A 16,152-nucleotide genomic window follows, 5' to 3' on the forward strand; every position below is an offset into this window, starting at 1 on the left:
CTACGTCCGGACGTAGCGGCAGGCACCGGCTTGACAGCTCTGCGCCGGTGCTTCGAGTGGCACCAGGGAGGGACGTACTACCCTGGTAGGACGGTCGCACCGGGGGGCGCGGCACACGCCGCAGCACCCGCGCGAGGAGGATCCGTGGCATCCCACCGGACAGGCGAGACCCCTGTCGTCGGCACGACGATCGGCGGACGGTACACGGTCGAGACGCTGATAGGCCGCGGAGGGATGGCGACGGTGTACCGCGCCCGGGATGAGATTTTGGGCCGCTCGGTCGCGCTGAAGATGTTCGCGCCGGGTGTCGACGATCCGCAGGGCCTCCAGCGCAAGGCCTCCGAGATTCGTCTGCTGGCGGCTCTGAATCATCCGGCACTGGTCACTCTTTATGATGCGCACGACGGCGGGGACGACACCAACGGCCAGGCCTACATGGTGATGGAGCTCGCCGAAGGCCCCAGCCTCTCCGAGCGCCTGGCCTCCGGGCCTGTTGCACCGAACGACGTGGCGTCGATGGCCGCCGATCTCGGCGAAGCTTTGCACACGGTCCACGCGGCCGGAGTCGTGCACCGCGACGTCAAGCCGTCGAATGTCCTCCTCGTGCCGAGTCCGCTGACGAGCCGCGAGTTCCGGCCCAAGCTCGCCGACTTCGGCATCGCTTCGCTGATCGACGCGACGCGAATCACGGCTCCCGGCACGCTGATTGGCACTGCTGCCTATCTCAGTCCCGAGCAGGCCCACGGGGGCCCGCTCACCGCCGCCAGCGACGTCTACTCGCTCGGGCTCGTGCTCCTGGAGTCGCTCACTGGTCGCCGCTCGTTCACCGGCTCGGCCATCGAGGTCACACTCGCGCGGTTGCTGCGCGACCCCGAGGTGTCGGAGTCGTTCGGTGGCGGCTGGTCCTCTCTCCTGGGTTCGATGACTCGGCGCGAGCCCGGTGAGCGCCCAACCGCACTGCAGGTGTCGGAGTCGGCGCGTCGCCTGATTGATCCTCGCCGCGACGGTCCGCCGACGGCGATCGTTGTGCCGGACGTGCCTGCGCCGGCGACTCGGGTCCTTCCGGTCCAGGAACCGACGGAGTACCCCGCCACCGAGGTCATGGGGCCGACGGAGTCGTTCGCGCCGACTCGTCGCTCTGAGACTGTGGGCCACCCTGCTGCGGAGGTCCCGGCGCCGTCGGAGCGGAGTGCATCGGCCGCTCCTGCGCCTCGCACGGGACCTGCTCCCGCGAGGTCCCGTCGCTCCGGGCCGAATCCGTGGCTGCTCGTCCTGGTCCTCGCGCTGGTTGCGGTCGCGGTCGGGCTCGTGGTGATCCTGTTCGACGGCCCGCAGTCACCACTGCCCGCGGTCGACGGCGAGCTCGGTGAGCATCTCCGCCAGCTGCGCGAGAGCATCCGCTCGTGAAGCGTCTCCAGCTCCGCGCCTCCGGCGCTGTCCTCGCCATCGTTCTCCTCCTGAGCGGATGCTCCGCGTCGGCTTCGGGGATCGATGACGACACCGCGCGCACCCTTGATGCCGCCGTGGTCGCTGTGGCCGAAAAAGCGTCGACCAGCGACTATCGGGGCGCGGCCACCGCGCTCGACGCTCTCCAGGCTGCCCTCGACGCCGCTCTCGCCGGCGGGTCGGTGACGGCCGATCGCGCGAGGACCGTGCAGGCTCGCGTCGATGTCGTCCGCGCGGACCTCGACGCTGTGATCGCCGGTGAGGCACAGCCGACTCCACCCGCGACTCCGAGCAGCGAGCCCGCGCCAGAGGAGACGACTCCGGTTGAGGAGGAACCGGAGGAGGCTCCTGCGCCCGTCGAGACCGAGGACGATCCCGCCCCCACACCCGAGCAGTCGCAGCCTGCCGAGACTCCGGCCGAGCCCGAGCAGCCGACGCAGCCCACGGAGGAGTCGCCGGAGACGGGGGCTCCTGGAACCGGCGGCAACGGCAATACCGGCGACGGAAACAACGGCAACGGAGCACCCGGGAACAGCGGCAATGATCGCGGGAACAGTGGCAACGCTCCTGGAAACAGCGGTCGAACCTCCGGTATCTCAGGAGACTCCGCCGGCCGCTGACGCCCGTCGAAGCGGCCCGCTCTTGTCCGAGGCACAACGTCCGGCGCGGTATGTCACCGCTAATGCGGTATGTCACCGCTAATAAGGCCGCCTCGAGCATCCACCCCGTCGATCGGCGGCGCGGCTCCCCGTCACTCGTCGCGGTCGGTGTACTCGCCCTCGCCCTCGGAGCCCGTGCCCGCCGCGCCCGTGTCGACGTAGCTGCCCTTCTGGGAGCTGTCCTCCTTGTTGGTGGACGTATTGATGTAGCTGCCCTCTTCTTCTCCGGATGTGTGCGAGACGCCGTCGGTCGAGGTGTACTCGCCCTCGGCATCCGTGCCTTCGGCGACGTGCCGCCCCCGCTCGCTGTTCTGAGCCTCCTCGCTGTTCTGGGCCTCCTCTTTGTTCTGGGCCTCGTTGTGCTCGTGGTTCTCGTCGTCGTGGGCCATGGCGGCCTCCTCGCCTCATCGCGGTCGTGCGCGGTCGGATCGTCCGTGCACGGTCCGACACTTCTGCATCGTGGCCGCGCGTGCAAGACATTGCGGCTGCACATCCGTGCCGCGCAACTCCTAGCCGCGCTCGAGACGTCCGCTTAGCCTCCGAGCATGAGCAGACCCGCGCGCACCCGCTGGATCGCGATCGGCCAGCTAGGACCGGTCTTCGATGACGGCGGGCCGATGCTCCTCGTCGAGGCCCGCTCCGCGTTCGGGAGGCGCCCGATGCACCGCGCGAAGGCCCAGTTGCTTCTCTCGGCTCTGCGTCATCGCGCCCGGGAGCTGGGCGACCGAGGCGAGTACGTCCAGGTCGGCACCTTCGCCGAGGCGCTGTCCGGACGCGACGATCTGGAGGTGATCGACCCGCCGACCCGGGGCGGCCGTCGGCTCGCACGTCGAGTCGGGATGAGCATTCTGCCCAGCCGCGGCTTCGTCACCGAGGAGGAGGACTTCCGCGAATGGGCGCTGGCCCGCTCCGGGAAGCGCCTGCTGCTCGAGGACTTCTACCGCTGGAGCCGCGAGCGCACCGGCGTGCTCATGCGCGGCAACCAGCCGGAAGGCGGTCGCTGGAACTTCGACCATGACAACCGTCAGCCGCCGCCCAAGGGAGCCTCGCGCCTCGGTCTGCCTGACCCGTGGTGGCCGGAGGAGGACGACATCGACGAGGAGGTGCGCGCCGACCTTGCCCGCTGGGAGTCGGAGGGCGCGGTCCGGCTGGTCGGCGCCGACGGGCCACGCCGGTTCGCGGCGACCGCTGCGGAGGCGGAGGAGGCGCTCGCCGACTTCGTCTCCTCGCGCCTGGCCGACTTTGGCACCTACGAAGATGCGATGCTCTCGGGCGACTGGACCATGGCCCACTCCCTCCTGAGCGCGCCGATGAACCTCGGTCTCCTCGACCCGCGCGCGGTCATCGCCGCCGCTGAGGCGGAGTATGCGGCGGGAGGCGCGCCGATCGCCGCGGCGGAAGGGTTCATCCGTCAGGTCCTCGGGTGGCGCGACTACGTCTGGAATCTCTTCTGGTACCTCGGGCCCGAGTACCGGACGCGCAGTCGTGCGCTGGGCGCCTCCGCCCCACTGCCCACCGAGCTGCTCTCGCTCGATCCGACCGGCATCGAGGCGAACTGCCTGCACGAGACGCTTGACGACGTCCGCCGGCATGGCTGGGCACACCACATCCAGCGCCTGATGGTTCTGGGCAACTGGGGTTTGCAGCGCGGCTGGGATCCCGCCGAACTCAACGACTGGTTCGTCGATGTCTTCGTCGACGGAACGGAGTGGGTAATGCCGGCGAACGTGATCGGGATGTCGCAGCACGCGGACGGCGGCATTGTCGCGACCAAGCCCTACGCGTCCGGCGGCGCTTACATCAACCGGATGTCCGACTACTGCGGCGGCTGCCGGTTCGATCCGAAGGTCCGCCTCGGCGAGAACGCCTGCCCGGTGACCGCGGGGTACTGGGCGTTCCTCGACCGGGTCGAGCCTGTCCTGGCCGGCAACCATCGGATGGCGCAGCCTCTCGCGGGCCTGCGCCGCCTCGCCGACCGCGCCGCCGTCGTTGACCAGGAGCGCCGTCGCGACTCCTTCTGACCCGCCCTTTACCCCTCGCTACCTCTCGCGCACGAACCGCGACACCGTCACCGCCACGGTCACCGTCGTCGTTCCCGTCACCCTGGCCAGCTCCGCGTCGAGCGCCACCGAATCCACGTGGTACGCGCTCGGACCCATCAGCACCTCCGCGCGCAGCTCCGCCGCCGTCATCGCTACGTGGTAGTCGATCTCGTCCCGCCCGGCGCAGGAGAGCCCCGACAGCTGTTCGTCCAGCCGTTCCGCCTTGCCCGGGTCGATGCCGAGCATCCCGAACCGCTCGCGGATCTCGTGCAGATGCCGTTCCCTCGGGGTGACCACCACCGCGACTGCGCCCGGCCGCAGTACCCGCCTCATCTCGGGGGCGTTGCGCGGGGCGAAGACCGTGAGCAGCGCGTCGGCGCAAGAGTCGCGCAGCGGGAGCGGCTGCCAGAGGTCGGCGGTGGCGACAGCCGCGCGGGCATGGGAGCGGGCCGCGCGGCGGGCGGCAGACGCCGAGAGGTCGAGCCCCATTCCGTCCGCTTCCGGGTGCGTGTCGAGCACTGCGGCGAGGTACGCGCCCGTGCCGCACCCCAGGTCGACGACGAGCCGGGCGTCGAGGGGGACCGCGGCGGCCACCGCCTCCTGGATCACCCGGTAGTGCCCTGACCCGAGCAACTCCTCGCGCGCCTGCACCATGGCGGAGGTGTCTCCCGAGGTCGCGTGCCGGCCGCGCAGTAGGGAGACGTAGCCCTGGCGGGCCAGATCGGCAGTGTGACCGAGGGCGCAGCGGAGGGAGGAGGGTCGCGGCAGCGAGTCGGGTGTCAGGGCCCCGCCGCACACCGGGCAGGCGAGCGCGGGCAGCACCGTTGATCCCGGTCGCGAGCCCGGATCGAATGCGCTCATTTCATGCCCGGGTCCCGCGAGCGCATCTCGGTGATCGCCGCGTTGAGGGTCGCGATCGTCGGCACGGCGAACAGTGCACCTGCCAGTCCCGCGATCTCGAGTCCGGTCGCGACGCCGAGCACCACGGCGAGCGGATGCACCTTCACCGCCGTCCCGAGGATGATCGGCTGCAGCACGTGGCCTTCGAGCAGGTGGACGACGATCACGACCCCCACCATCACGAGTGCGGCGACCGGCCCGCTGAAGAGCAGGGCCACGAGTGCCGCGAGCGCCCCGGTCACGATCGCACCGAGGATCGGGACGAAGGAACCGAGGAACACCACGATCGCGATCGGCACGACCAGCGGTAGCTGTAGTCCGAGCGCCCCGATCCCGATGCCGACCGCGTTGATGCCGGCAACGCCCAGCTGAGCGAGCACGAACTGACTGAGCGTGTGCCAGCCGGCTGCGCCTCCGCGTTCCATCGCGGGGCGCGCTCGCCGCGGCAGCAGGCGGAGGATCCACTGCCAGATCCGTCGCCCGTCGAGCAGCAGGAAAATCAGCGAGAAGAGGGTGAGCAGTGTGCCGGCGAAGATCTCGGCCAGCTGCGAGCCGACGGCGAGCGCGCCAGAGGCGATGGTCGATGCCTGCGTGTCGGCCCAGGTGATCGCATGCTGGGCCCAGTCGCCGAGCTGCACGTCCGAGAAGGAGAGCGGCGGGCCCCGCAGCCACTTCTCGACAGTGTCGACGGCGTCGAGGGCGCGCTGAGCGATCCCGCTGAACCCGGAGCGCGACTGCACGATCACGAGGCCGACGAGTCCGGCGAGGGCGAGGAGTATCGCGAAAATCGAGACCAGGACAGCGACGCCGCGGGGGAGGTGCAGGCGCTCGAGCCGGTCGCGTAGCGGCGTGAGCAGGGCCGTCAGGAGGAGGGCGACGAGCACGGGCACGACGATGACGGGCAGCAGCGAGATGAGTCGCACGAGGAGGTAGAGGACGGCGGCGACGGCGAGAAAGCGCCATGACCAGGCAGCGGCGATGCGCATCCCGGGGGCGACATCGCCGGCCGCATCATGGGCAGGTTGCGTGGGGGGTACCGGAGGGACGACCTCGACAGCAGGAGGCGTCGCCTCACGGCGGCGTCGCCCGTCGCGCACCCGGCGTTCCTGCATGTCCCCTCCGATCCTCTCGCAGTGTAGGGCGAGGAGGATTCAGGCGCCGGAAGGGTGGCTCAGGATGGACGACGAGGGCACCTCGCCGCTCACGCCGAACGGACTCGAGACGCGCCCTCTCTACCGCCCTTGGAACGTCGACCACGATCCACAAGCCTGAACCGCCGCGGCATGCCGTTCGCGCCGCCGGTACCCCGTTCTCCGCCCGGGGCGCAGGCCTGCTCCCGCAGGAGGTATGGTCCTGCGGGACACAAGCCGATCGAGAGGACATCGAATGCTGGAGGTTGTTCTCGCGGTAGCCGCGTGGTGCGCAGGAGCGGTGCTCGTGGTCAGCGGTGCGCTCAAGCTCGGCCGGGTCGCGTCCTTCCGAGCGAGCCTCGCCGCGTTGAGGCTCCCGCGCATTCTGCAGCACCGCGGCTGGTTCGCCTCCGCCTTCCCCTTCATCGAGATCGCGCTCGGGGCGGCAGTCGTCCTGGCGCCGGCCCCGCTGCACCGAGTAGCGCTCGCCCCGGTGGCGTTGCTCGACGCCGTCTTCCTCGTGGTCGCGATCCGAGCCGCCCGGGCTCCCGAGCCGGTCGACTGCGAGTGCTTCGGTGGACTCGGATCGACGCGAATGACGGGTCGCACTGTTGCGCGCAACGCCGCTCTGCTGGCGCTAGCTCTGGCCGGCCTCGCAGGTGCCACCGCTCCGTCCGCCCTGCTGGCCGAATCAGGCGGGGGCCTGGCAGCGATCGTCGCATCCGGTCTGGCCGCTGCCCTCGCCGCGGTCACACTGGTGCTGGTGCGGGACCGTCGTGCGTCGGCGCAGCGGGCCGCCACCGCTTCTCCTCACTCGCCCGACGCCGGTGCCTCTGCCGATGCCGACAGGCTCGAGCTCGTCACCGCCACGGGCGAGCGCCTGTCGCTAGAGGAGCTCTCGCGCCCCATCACCCACCTTGTCTTCTTCTCGCCGTCCTGCACGTCGTGCCACCACCTGGTCGACCGCTTCCGCTGGTGGCCGAACGGGTTGCGTGACGGGGAGGAGCTGCTGCCCGTGTTCATCGGGAGTCGCGACGAATTCGCCGCGTACGACGTCTTCGCTCCCCTCCTCGACCATGCGCTCTACGACCCCACCGGTCGCGTCGCCGGCGTCCTCGGCCGCTCCGGAACTCCGGGGCATGTGCTCCTCGACGAGAACCATCCCTTCGGGGATGGCTGGACGTCCGGGGCGATGGAGATCGAGGCACGTGTGGTGCGGTCCGAGTTCCTCGCCGATATCCAGGCGGGGGTCTTGATGCCGCTACACCCTCCAACGCCCGCGGAGTGACACCGAGCAGTCTGACTACCAGGCTGAGTGACCGCACTCCTCGTCGGGATCGTGACCTCGCTGGTGGCGATCGTCGCCGCGGCCGTGCTCGGCGTGCCTCGGCGTCGCCTCACTGCTCGTGCTCGTGGCAATCGGAGTGGGCGCAAGCTTTCTGTCGATAAGGTGACGGCCCCGCAGGACGGATCAGTCGTGCAGCGCCCAGGCGTGCGGTGCGATCTGCACGCCGCCGACAGTGACCGTGTCCTCGCCGAGGTTCAGTGCGAGCCTGGCCGTCTGCCCCTCGGTCCCCTCGGCGAGGAGCAGCACGGCGGTGTTCGTGAGGTCGACCGGGCGGATGCGCGCGCTGACAAGCCACGGATGCCGACGGCGGAAGGCGATCACCTCCTGGTGAGTGCGGTACGCCTTCCCGCGCGGCCACTCGGCCGGGTCGGCGGGAAACTCGGGCCGGATGGCGTCGTCGCCGCCGATCCGCTCCTCCTTCACTCCGCGCAGACCGCGCTCGTCACCGGAGTAGATGCTCGGGATCCCGCCCATGAAGCCGAGGATCGCGGTGGCGTGGCCGTGGTGGCGCTCGTCGCCGATCGCGCTGGCGAGGCGGGTGACGTCGTGGTTGCCGACGAAGGTGAGGGGTGGGAACTCTGCGACGAAGCCGTCGTGGCGCTCCAGCGACCATGCGAGCTCGAACAGGTTTGCCTCCTCGATCGAGTTGCGCACCGCCTTCCACAGCTCGTACTGCGTGACGGAGTCGAGCCCGGACTCGCGCACATAGCCCGTGTAGTCGCCGTGGATGACTTCGCCGACCAACCACGCCTCGGGGAAGCGGTCGCGCACTGGGTCGATAGCCGCTCGCCAGGCCGCGGGTGGCACGGCGTAAGCGGCGTCGAGGCGCCAGCCGTCGATCCCGCGCTCGAGCCAGTGGAGAAGGACGGAGGAGACGTACTCCGCTACCTCGGCACGGCCGTTGTCGAGCTCGACGAGAGTGTCATGGCCCTCGAAGACGTCGACGTGGAGGCCATCGACCTCGTGCGAGCGGTCACTCCGGGAGAAGCGTGCCGCCTCCGTGGACCCCTCGCCTGCCTCGACCGCCGCTCGCCACCAGGGGTGTTCACGGCCCACATGGTTGAAGACGCCGTCGAGGAGCACGCGGATGCCGCGCTCTCGGCAGGCCGCAATGAGTTCGTCGAAGTCGCTGTCGTCGCCGAGGCGGGGGTCAATCCGGAAGTGGTCGATCGTGTCGTACCCGTGGGTGCTGGAGGCGAAGACCGGTCCGAGCAGCAGGCCATTGCAGCCCAGCGCTAGCAGATCGTCCAGCCAGGGAAGCAGAGCCCGGAGCCGGTGCCGTGGCTCCTCGTCGGCCGCCGGCCCGGTCTCGGCCGTCGTCTCCGCTCCGGTGAATCCGAGCGGGTAGACGTGCCACCAGATCGCCGTCAAGATCCAACCGTCCGTCTGCGCCATCGTCGTCGCCCTTCCGGCGTGCTGGGGCGCGCGCCGTCCGCCACTGTAGCGAGGACGCCGTAGCGAGGACGCCCGCAGCGAGGACGCCCGCAGTGAGGACGCCCGCACTGGACGCCCGGCCCGCGGCATGCGCTGCTCACGGCCCCGGCCGCAGCGCGGCGAGCCACCCCAGCAGTGCCAAGCCCGCGCCGACCGCCGCCGGCGCGGTGACCGAGCACACGAGCAGTGCGAGCGCTGCACACGCGAGACCGGCTGCAGCCGGTCTCCGTTCACCTCTGCACGGCAGCGCCCGGGCCGCTGCTGCCCCGGCGACCACGGCGACGGCGATCGCGGGCACCGACCAGAGCGGATGCACCGACGAGGCCAGGGCGAGCACCCCCAGTGCCAGCGCTACTAGCCCCGGCTCCCGAGAGCGCCCGTGCGGAGGGTGCCGACGAGTGCGCCAGGAGGAGGGGCGTGCGGGCGACGTGCGGCTGGGACGTGAAGGAAGGGTGCTGATCGCCATGCGCCGATCCTGCCGAGTGAGCGCATCGCGGGGAGGCTCTACAGATCAACCGGTGGAGAGAGGAGGACTCCCGGTGCCTGTGGAGGAGCCGTGAGAGCGTCGAAGAGGCGCGGATCGCCGTCATTCCGGGCCTTGTGAGGCCGGAATCACGAGGATTCGGGGATCGGGCTGGTAGGTTACCGACGGTCCGACCGGCTGAGGGCATCCGTCCCCGGCCGAGGACGATCCACCACAACCAGCTGTTCTCAACAGCGCGAACGTCCTGGGAGGACACTCCATGGCTGACAAGTCGCTCAACCGCACCGAGCTCGTCGCGAAGATCGCCGCCGACTCCGGTCAGAGCCAGGCCGCCGTCAACGGCGTCCTCGACTCGCTCTTCGCCACCCTGGCTGACTCCGTCGCCAACGACGTGAAGGTCACCGTCCCCGGCTGGATCGCCGTCGAGCGCACCTCCCGCGCCGCGCGCACCGGCCGCAACCCGCAGACGGGCGAGACCATCGAGATCGCCGCCGGCCACTCGGTCAAGGTCTCGGCAGGCACCAAGCTCAAGGCTGCCGCCAAGTAGTCACGATCTCCGGCACGGCCCCGACTCATCGTCGGGGCCGTCGTCGTGGCCGGGCGGCTGCTGATCAGCCGTGGAACGTAGGCTGGTGGAGTGAATCGAACCGTCCGGATCGTCGGCCCTGCGCTCGCGCTCGTCGCCGCGTCGCTCGTCGCTCTCTTCGCGGCGCTGGCCTTCGGCGGGGGTGCTTCCCCTCAACTGCTGAGCGATCCGGGCCCGGTGGTTCGCTACGGTCTTCCGGTCGCGAAGCTCGCGGTCAACCTCGGTGCAGCCGGCATGATCGGCTCGCTCGTGCTCACGCTCTTCGCGCTGAGTCCTCGTGTACTGAGCCCCCGAACGCTGAGCCCCCGAACCGGGAACTCTCGCGCTGAGAACACAGGTTCTCGCAACATCGCCTCCGCTGGCGACGTGTCCCGCTCCGCGACGAGCCGCACCACCGTCGCTCCCGTCGAGCCCGCGCCGGAGCCTCGCACCGAGTTGTCGATCGCCCTCGACGTCGCCGCCGCCAGTGCCGCCTTCTTCGCCGCCGCTAGCGCTGTCACGGGCTTCTTCACCTTCCTCAGCGTGACGCAGACCCCCTTCAGCCTCGATCGCGATTTCGGCAGCAAGCTCAGCTACTTCATCGGCAGCATTCCGGTCGGTCAGGCATGGCTCATCACGACCCTGCTCGCCGCGGTCGTGACGGTCCTCTGCTTCGCCGTGCGCAACCAGACGGCGCTCGTCTTCGTCACGGCCCTCGCCCTGCTCACGCTGGTGCCGATGGCGCAGCAGGGTCACGCCGCCGGAGCCAGCGGGCACGACGCGGCGGTCACCGCACTCGGCCTGCATCTTGTGTTCGCGGCGGTGTGGCTCGGCGGCCTCCTCACGGTCGTCGCTCTGCGGCCGATGCTGGGTGGTTCGCGCCTTCTGCCCGTGATCGAGCGATACTCCAGCGTGGCGCTCGTCAGCTTCGTCGTCGTCGCGGCCTCCGGCTACATCAGCGCCGAGCTGCGGCTGGCGACCGTTGACAACCTGCTTACCGGCTATGGGATCCTCGTGCTGGTCAAGGTGGCAGCACTGATCGCGCTCGGGCTTTTCGGTGTCGTGCAGCGGCGCTTCCTGATCGCGCGGATGCGCTCCGTCGGCGGAGCGGGCGGTCGCAGCTTGTGGTGGCTGGTCGGCGCCGAGATCGCCTTCATGGGCATCGCCTCCGGAGTCGCCGCGGCGCTCGCCCGCACAGCGACTCCCGTCGACCAGATCGCCGCCAGCCAGCTCACCGATCCCACCCCGGCACAGCTGCTCACGGGGGAGCCGTTGCCGCCGCCCGCCAGCCCCATGAACTTCGTGACCCTCTGGAACGTCGACCTCGTCTGGCTTTTGGCGTGCTCGTTCGGCATCGCCTTCTACGTGGCCGGAGTGGTCCGCCTGCACCGTCGCGGCGACAGGTGGCCCCTGCACCGCACGATCCTCTGGATCGCCGGGATGCTTCTGCTCGCGTACATCACCAACGGTGGTGTGAACGCGTACGAGAAGTATCTGTTCAGTGCGCACATGCTCTCGCACATGGTCCTCACGATGGCGGTGCCGCTGCTGCTCGTCCCCGCCGCGCCGGTGACGTTGATTGCGCGTGCGGCGGCCCGGCGCACTGACGGCTCCCGTGGTGTCCGCGAGTGGGTGCTACTCGCCGTGCACTCCCGCTTCGCCACCGCGATCTCGCATCCGATCGTCGCGGCCCTGCTGTTCGTCGGCTCCCTCTGGGGCTTCTACTACTCGCCGCTGTTCCGCTGGGCGACGACCGACCACATCGGCCACGAGTGGATGATCGTGCACTTCCTGATCACGGGGTACCTGTTCGTCAGCGTTCTGATCGGGGTGGACCCCAGCGTGCACCGGGTCCCCTACGCGATGCGACTGCTTCTCCTGCTGGGCACGATGGCGTTCCACGCCTTCTTCGGCCTCGCACTGATGACGGGCGAGGGCCTCCTGCTCGCCGACTGGTACGGAGCGATGGGCTGGGGCACGTCCGCCCTCGCGGACCAGCAGGCAGCGGGCGGCATTGCGTGGAGCATCGGCGAGATACCGACCCTCGCGCTGGCGATCATCGTCGCAATGATGTGGAGCCGCTCCGACGCCCGCGAGACCAAGCGCCGCGACCGTCAGGCCGACCGCACAAACGAGGCCGAGCTGACGGCCTACAACGACCGGCTCGCCGCGCTCGGCAAGCGCGGCTAACCCGGATGCCTCCACAGGTCCTTCCGGCTCGCCGCCTCAGCAGCGGGCCGTGAGCTACCGAGGACGCGCGGGTACAGTAGACCGGTGACCCAGCCGACCCTCTCCGACGAGCAGCAGCGGGTGTTCGACCTCATCGAGAACACGCGCGAGCACCTCTTCGTCACCGGTCGCGCGGGCACCGGCAAGTCCACCCTGCTCAACCATCTGAGTTGGAACACCGAGAAGCAGATCGTCATCTGCGCGCCCACCGGCGTCGCGGCGCTCAACGTCGGCGGGCAGACCATCCACTCACTGTTTCGCCTGCCGATCGGGGTCATCGCCGACTCCGACCTCGACCAGCCGCCGGAGCTGCGCAAGCTTCTGAACACCATCGACACGCTGGTGATCGACGAGATCTCGATGGTCAATGCTGATCTCCTCGACGGCATTGACCGCAGTCTGCGTCAGGCGCGGCAGCGGCGCTCCGAGCCGTTCGGAGGCGTCCAGGTCGTGCTCTTCGGCGACCCCTTCCAGCTCGCACCCGTTCCCGGTGACCCGGAGGAGCGCGCCTACTTCGCCGACCGCTACCGCTCGCTGTGGTTCTTCGACGCGCTGGTCTGGCAGGACGCGCCGCTGCGCATCGTGGAGCTCGGCACGATTCACCGGCAGAGCGACGAACGCTTCAAGTGGATGCTCAACGCGGTCCGCTTCGGCATGGTGACGAAGGAGATTGCCGACGTGCTCAACGCGGCCGGTGCCCGCACTCCGCCTGCCGACGACGCCATCACTCTCGCCACCCGTAACGACGCCGTCAACCGGATCAACCAGACGGCGCTCGCCCGTCTTAAGGGTCCTCTCAAGACGGCCTCAGCCGAGATCAGCGGCAACTTCGGTGGTCGCGCCTACCCGGCGGATCAGAACCTCGAGCTCAAGATTGGTGCGCACGTGATGTTCCTGCGCAACGACTCCGATCAACGCTGGGTGAACGGCACGATCGGCCGGGTGACGAAGGTTGCCGGCACGGTCTGGGTCGAGGTGGACGGCGAGGTGCACGAAGTGGCACCGGCCACCTGGGAGCGCTACCGCTACTCCTACTCCGCGGCGACGAAGAAGTTGACTCGCGAGATCGTCGCGGAGTTCGCGCAGTTTCCGCTCCGTCTCGCCTGGGCGGTCACCATCCACAAGTCGCAGGGTAAGACGTACGACTCGGCCGTGGTCGACCTCGGTCAGCGGGCGTTCGCGCCGGGCCAGACGTATGTCGCGCTCAGCCGGATCACGAGCCTTGAGGGGCTCTACCTCACTCGTCCGCTGCGCCCGAGCGACATCATCGTCGATAAGGACGTGCTCCGCTTCATGTCGGAGCAGCGTGCGGAACCGGCGGCCGTTGCGGGGGCGGCGGGAGCCTGATCCGGCGGACGGATCACGCGGCTGCGCAGGTGCGGGCGAGGTCGCGGAACAGTTCGGTCGTGAGGCGGTACGCCTCTGCGACCTCGGCGATCACACGCTCCCGCTCGGCTTCGTCCCAACCGGCGCAGTCGAGCTGCTCACGGTAGGTCGCCCGGAACGCGGAGGGAGCGGCGATCTCGCCGTAGAGGAAGAAGCCGACGCCATTGGTCTCGAAGCCGAAGCGGCGCTGCAGCAGAGTGCGCACGATGGCACAGCCGGAGAGGTCGCCGAGGTAGCGCGTGTAGTGGTGCGCCACGAAGCCGCCGCTCCAGCCGGCCGCGACCGTGCGAATGCGCTCGACATACGCGCGGGTGGAGGGGAGCGGGCTGATTCGCGAGCGCCAGTCCTCGCCGACCAAGAAGCGCAGGTCCTCCGCGATCGCCGGGAGCCGGGTCAGCTTGGTCGAGAGGAACGGGGCGGCGACCGGGTCGCCCGCCATCTCCTCGGCGACGGCCTCCAGCGCCTCGTAGATGAAGTAGTGCTGCGAAATCAGCGCAATGTAGTCGTTGCGGCTACCGGAGCCGGTCATCAGCGACGTCATGAAGGCAGCGCCCTCGTCGTCGGCACCGGATTGTCCGATGCGCTGGCGCAGGGCCTCGGAGAACGGGATGACGTTCGACACGGTGGCCTCCCTCGACGACTTAGGTTGGCCTAACCTTAGCCGAGCGGAGCTGCAGGGACCAGGGGGATGAGGGTCCTCAGTGGTGATGTCCACCGTCGATGACCGAGGTCATCATCCCGCCCATCCCGCCCGAGCCGCCCGAGGAGGCAGCGAGGGCCGGAGTCGCGAGCGCCGACACGGTCAGAGCGCCCGCGAGCATCCCGAGAACCACGCGGGACGGGGAGACGGGGCGCTCCTGGAGGTGCGAGGAGCGCAGCGAAACGGCGACCACGGCTGCGGCGATGAGCTGCAGCACTCCCGCGGCGAGTGCTGGCAGAGGCTCCCGGAGGATCCCGGCCGCGAGGGCCACCGCGAAGGCAGCGAGAGAGGCGACCGCCACGACGAGTGCCGTCCGCGACAGGATGAGGCGTCCGCGGGCCAGCACCAGTACGGCCCAGAGCAGTTCGATCGCTCCGAGAGCACCGAGGACTGGTGCCTGGGGTGCATCACCTCCCGCGGCGAGCGAGACGTGGACGAGTCCGGCACCCAGTCCGGCGAAGGCGGCGTTGCAGCGGGCCACGGTGGTCATGGCATGTCCGATCCCTGAATTGCGGAGAAAGAAAGGTGGCCCCGGATCGACACACCGCATCGTGTCGTCCGGGGCCGTGTAGTCCGTCCGCCGCGGAAAACGGCGGGCCCGCGGCGGACGGAGTCATAAGGGGCGGCAGGAGCCGCCCAGCGTCAGGCGGTCGCGGCCGTGCGCGTCCTCACCGACTTCTCGGTGCCGAGTCCGACTCCCAGCAGCACCAGCGCACTGGCCAGGTGGAGGAAGTGGTCAGCGGTGTTCAACGCCAGCACATTCAGGGCCGTATCGACCAGGAAGAAGCCGACGATGCCTAGCGCCAAGTACACGGCACCAACGGTGATGTTCACCGACTTCGCCGCAGATGCCGTCGACAGACCTGCGATCAGCAGGGCCCCGCCAATGAGCAAGTGCGCGATGTTGTGCAGCGGATTCACCTCGAAGATGCCGAGCAGGAGCCCGCCCTGCGTCGCAAGGAACTGCACGCCTCCGGTCACGACGAAGCCGAGAAGGCCGACGACGACGTAGACGGCTCCGAAGAGAGTCGCCAGCAGTCGATTGGGGGATCTGCGCATGGTCTCTTACCTCCTTCGAGCAGCGCCCTTGCGCTGTACTCCCTCTCTTCGTAACGCGACGCCCTCTGGTTTGGAAGAGGGTCGACTTCTCCGGTCACGGTCCGGCTACAAAAGCGTCCGCATCCGGTGGAGGACAAAGCGGTATCGGGCGCTGACGGACTCCCCGAACTGCCATGGACGGCGGCCAGCGAGCGCGACGCCGTGCAGGGAACGCAGCCGCGCTGCTGGGCACTCGGCCCTACTCTGGTGCTATGCCGATCACTCCCGATACCAAGGACTGGACGTGGGTGCTCATGCGCCCCTGCCTCGACTGCGGCTTCGATGCCTCCCTCGTCGACCCGGCCGAGGTCCCGGCGCTCATCCGCGAGAACGCCGCCGCCTGGCCCTACGTGCTCGAGCGCGACGATGCGGCCGGGCGCCCTGACGACGAGACCTGGTCGCCCCTGGAGTACGCGGCGCACGTGCGCGACGTGCACCGCCTCTATCGCACCCGGGTCGAGCTGATGCTCACTGGCGATGATCCGCTCTACCCCAACTGGGACCAGGACGTCGCCGCGGTGGAGGAGCGCTATGACCAGCAGGACCCGGCCAGCGTCGGCCGGGAGCTGGTGGAGGCCGCCGACCGCATCGCCTCTGTATTCGAGGGCGTCTCCGGAGCGGCATGGCAGCGTCGTGGCCGGCGTAGCGACGGCGCCTCGTTCACAGTCGACACGATCGCGCGGTACTACCTCCACGACGTGCAGCACCACCTGCACGACGTGCAGGGCTGA

Annotated in this window: 16 protein-coding genes; 8 read left to right on the plus strand and 8 right to left on the minus strand. The window is 69.5% G+C overall.

Features of this window, described 5'->3' with window-relative positions; translation table 11 throughout:
• The first annotated feature begins 144 nt into the window (after window positions 1-144).
• Complete coding sequence (locus HRF29_RS12045) at window positions 145-1,407, plus strand: protein kinase domain-containing protein (RefSeq protein WP_173249087.1); 1,263 nt, start codon at window positions 145-147, stop codon at window positions 1,405-1,407.
• A complete protein-coding gene (locus HRF29_RS12050; RefSeq protein ID WP_173249088.1) occupies window positions 1,404-2,066 on the plus strand; it encodes a hypothetical protein in 663 nt (220 codons plus the stop codon). Before HRF29_RS12045 ends, HRF29_RS12050 begins: the two co-directional genes overlap by 4 nt.
• A gap of 131 nt (window positions 2,067-2,197) precedes the next feature.
• On the opposite strand, the gene HRF29_RS12055 is transcribed toward HRF29_RS12050, so the two are convergent.
• Window positions 2,198-2,494, minus strand: coding sequence for a hypothetical protein (locus HRF29_RS12055; RefSeq protein WP_173249089.1), 297 nt, complete (start codon window positions 2,492-2,494; stop codon window positions 2,198-2,200).
• Window positions 2,495-2,650: 156 nt separating this feature from the next.
• Here HRF29_RS12055 and HRF29_RS12060 point away from each other — a divergent pair, with 156 nt between their 5' ends.
• Window positions 2,651-4,126 (plus strand): cryptochrome/photolyase family protein, encoded by a 1,476-nt coding sequence (locus HRF29_RS12060; RefSeq protein ID WP_173249090.1) that lies wholly within the window; start codon window positions 2,651-2,653, stop codon window positions 4,124-4,126.
• Between the two features lie 18 nt (window positions 4,127-4,144).
• On the opposite strand, the gene HRF29_RS12065 is transcribed toward HRF29_RS12060, so the two are convergent.
• Together HRF29_RS12065 and HRF29_RS12070 are read right to left on the minus strand one after the other, a co-directional pair.
• Window positions 4,145-5,008 (minus strand): methyltransferase domain-containing protein, encoded by an 864-nt coding sequence (locus HRF29_RS12065; protein ID WP_173249091.1) that lies wholly within the window; start codon window positions 5,006-5,008, stop codon window positions 4,145-4,147.
• Window positions 5,005-6,159, minus strand: a complete 1,155-nt coding sequence (locus tag HRF29_RS12070) for an AI-2E family transporter (protein ID WP_173249092.1) — start codon at window positions 6,157-6,159, stop codon at window positions 5,005-5,007. The genes HRF29_RS12065 and HRF29_RS12070 overlap by 4 nt, the downstream gene beginning before the upstream one ends.
• A gap of 274 nt (window positions 6,160-6,433) precedes the next feature.
• On the opposite strand from HRF29_RS12070, the gene HRF29_RS12075 reads away from it, so the two are divergent.
• A complete protein-coding gene (locus HRF29_RS12075; protein WP_173249093.1) occupies window positions 6,434-7,465 on the plus strand; it encodes a MauE/DoxX family redox-associated membrane protein in 1,032 nt (343 codons plus the stop codon).
• A gap of 183 nt (window positions 7,466-7,648) precedes the next feature.
• On the opposite strand, the gene HRF29_RS12080 is transcribed toward HRF29_RS12075, so the two are convergent.
• On the minus strand, window positions 7,649-8,920 hold the full coding sequence (locus HRF29_RS12080) for an alpha-amylase family glycosyl hydrolase (protein ID WP_173249094.1): 1,272 nt from the start codon (window positions 8,918-8,920) through the stop codon (window positions 7,649-7,651).
• A gap of 136 nt (window positions 8,921-9,056) precedes the next feature.
• Window positions 9,057-9,425: a hypothetical protein gene (locus HRF29_RS12085; RefSeq protein WP_173249095.1), complete on the minus strand. Its 369-nt coding sequence runs from the start codon at window positions 9,423-9,425 to the stop codon at window positions 9,057-9,059.
• A 277-nt stretch (window positions 9,426-9,702) separates the two neighbouring features.
• Here HRF29_RS12085 and HRF29_RS12090 point away from each other — a divergent pair, with 277 nt between their 5' ends.
• The 3 genes from HRF29_RS12090 to HRF29_RS12100 all read left to right on the plus strand — a co-directional run bounded on the left by HRF29_RS12090 (window position 9,703) and on the right by HRF29_RS12100 (window position 13,584).
• Window positions 9,703-9,990: an HU family DNA-binding protein gene (locus HRF29_RS12090; protein WP_173249096.1), complete on the plus strand. Its 288-nt coding sequence runs from the start codon at window positions 9,703-9,705 to the stop codon at window positions 9,988-9,990.
• 90 nt (window positions 9,991-10,080) lie between these two features.
• Window positions 10,081-12,198 carry a bifunctional copper resistance protein CopD/cytochrome c oxidase assembly protein gene (locus HRF29_RS12095; protein WP_343043734.1) on the plus strand — a complete coding sequence of 706 codons (2,118 nt, stop codon included), beginning with the start codon at window positions 10,081-10,083 and terminating at the stop codon, window positions 12,196-12,198.
• Between the two features lie 84 nt (window positions 12,199-12,282).
• Window positions 12,283-13,584 carry an AAA family ATPase gene (locus tag HRF29_RS12100; protein WP_173249097.1) on the plus strand — a complete coding sequence of 434 codons (1,302 nt, stop codon included), beginning with the start codon at window positions 12,283-12,285 and terminating at the stop codon, window positions 13,582-13,584.
• Window positions 13,585-13,597: 13 nt separating this feature from the next.
• Here HRF29_RS12100 and HRF29_RS12105 read toward each other — a convergent pair whose 3' ends face one another.
• The 3 genes from HRF29_RS12105 to HRF29_RS12115 all read right to left on the minus strand — a co-directional run bounded on the left by HRF29_RS12105 (window position 13,598) and on the right by HRF29_RS12115 (window position 15,382).
• Complete coding sequence (locus tag HRF29_RS12105; protein ID WP_173249098.1) at window positions 13,598-14,245, minus strand: biliverdin-producing heme oxygenase; 648 nt, start codon at window positions 14,243-14,245, stop codon at window positions 13,598-13,600.
• A gap of 76 nt (window positions 14,246-14,321) precedes the next feature.
• Window positions 14,322-14,813 carry a hypothetical protein gene (locus HRF29_RS12110; protein WP_173249099.1) on the minus strand — a complete coding sequence of 164 codons (492 nt, stop codon included), beginning with the start codon at window positions 14,811-14,813 and terminating at the stop codon, window positions 14,322-14,324.
• 152 nt (window positions 14,814-14,965) lie between these two features.
• A complete protein-coding gene (locus HRF29_RS12115) occupies window positions 14,966-15,382 on the minus strand; it encodes a DUF4383 domain-containing protein (RefSeq protein WP_173249100.1) in 417 nt (138 codons plus the stop codon).
• A 251-nt stretch (window positions 15,383-15,633) separates the two neighbouring features.
• Here HRF29_RS12115 and HRF29_RS12120 point away from each other — a divergent pair, with 251 nt between their 5' ends.
• Window positions 15,634-16,152 (plus strand): DinB family protein, encoded by a 519-nt coding sequence (locus HRF29_RS12120; protein ID WP_173249101.1) that lies wholly within the window; start codon window positions 15,634-15,636, stop codon window positions 16,150-16,152.

The organism is Rathayibacter agropyri, from assembly GCF_013249015.1.
Lineage (GTDB): Bacteria > Actinomycetota > Actinomycetes > Actinomycetales > Microbacteriaceae > Rathayibacter > Rathayibacter agropyri.

Excerpts from the sequence above, each read along its gene's own strand:
- HRF29_RS12090 (WP_173249096.1), top strand. The coding sequence starts at position 9,703 with ATGGCTGACAAGTCGCTCAACCGCACCGAGCTCGTCGCGAAGATCGCC.
- HRF29_RS12085 (WP_173249095.1), bottom strand. The coding sequence starts at position 9,425 with ATGGCGATCAGCACCCTTCCTTCACGTCCCAGCCGCACGTCGCCCGCA.
- HRF29_RS12080 (WP_173249094.1), bottom strand. The coding sequence starts at position 8,920 with ATGGCGCAGACGGACGGTTGGATCTTGACGGCGATCTGGTGGCACGTC.
- HRF29_RS12065 (WP_173249091.1), bottom strand. The coding sequence starts at position 5,008 with ATGAGCGCATTCGATCCGGGCTCGCGACCGGGATCAACGGTGCTGCCC.
- HRF29_RS12115 (WP_173249100.1), bottom strand. The coding sequence starts at position 15,382 with ATGCGCAGATCCCCCAATCGACTGCTGGCGACTCTCTTCGGAGCCGTC.
- HRF29_RS12110 (WP_173249099.1), bottom strand. The coding sequence starts at position 14,813 with ATGACCACCGTGGCCCGCTGCAACGCCGCCTTCGCCGGACTGGGTGCC.
- HRF29_RS12070 (WP_173249092.1), bottom strand. The coding sequence starts at position 6,159 with ATGCAGGAACGCCGGGTGCGCGACGGGCGACGCCGCCGTGAGGCGACG.
- HRF29_RS12120 (WP_173249101.1), top strand. The coding sequence starts at position 15,634 with ATGCCGATCACTCCCGATACCAAGGACTGGACGTGGGTGCTCATGCGC.
- HRF29_RS12060 (WP_173249090.1), top strand. The coding sequence starts at position 2,651 with ATGAGCAGACCCGCGCGCACCCGCTGGATCGCGATCGGCCAGCTAGGA.
- HRF29_RS12075 (WP_173249093.1), top strand. The coding sequence starts at position 6,434 with ATGCTGGAGGTTGTTCTCGCGGTAGCCGCGTGGTGCGCAGGAGCGGTG.
- HRF29_RS12055 (WP_173249089.1), bottom strand. The coding sequence starts at position 2,494 with ATGGCCCACGACGACGAGAACCACGAGCACAACGAGGCCCAGAACAAA.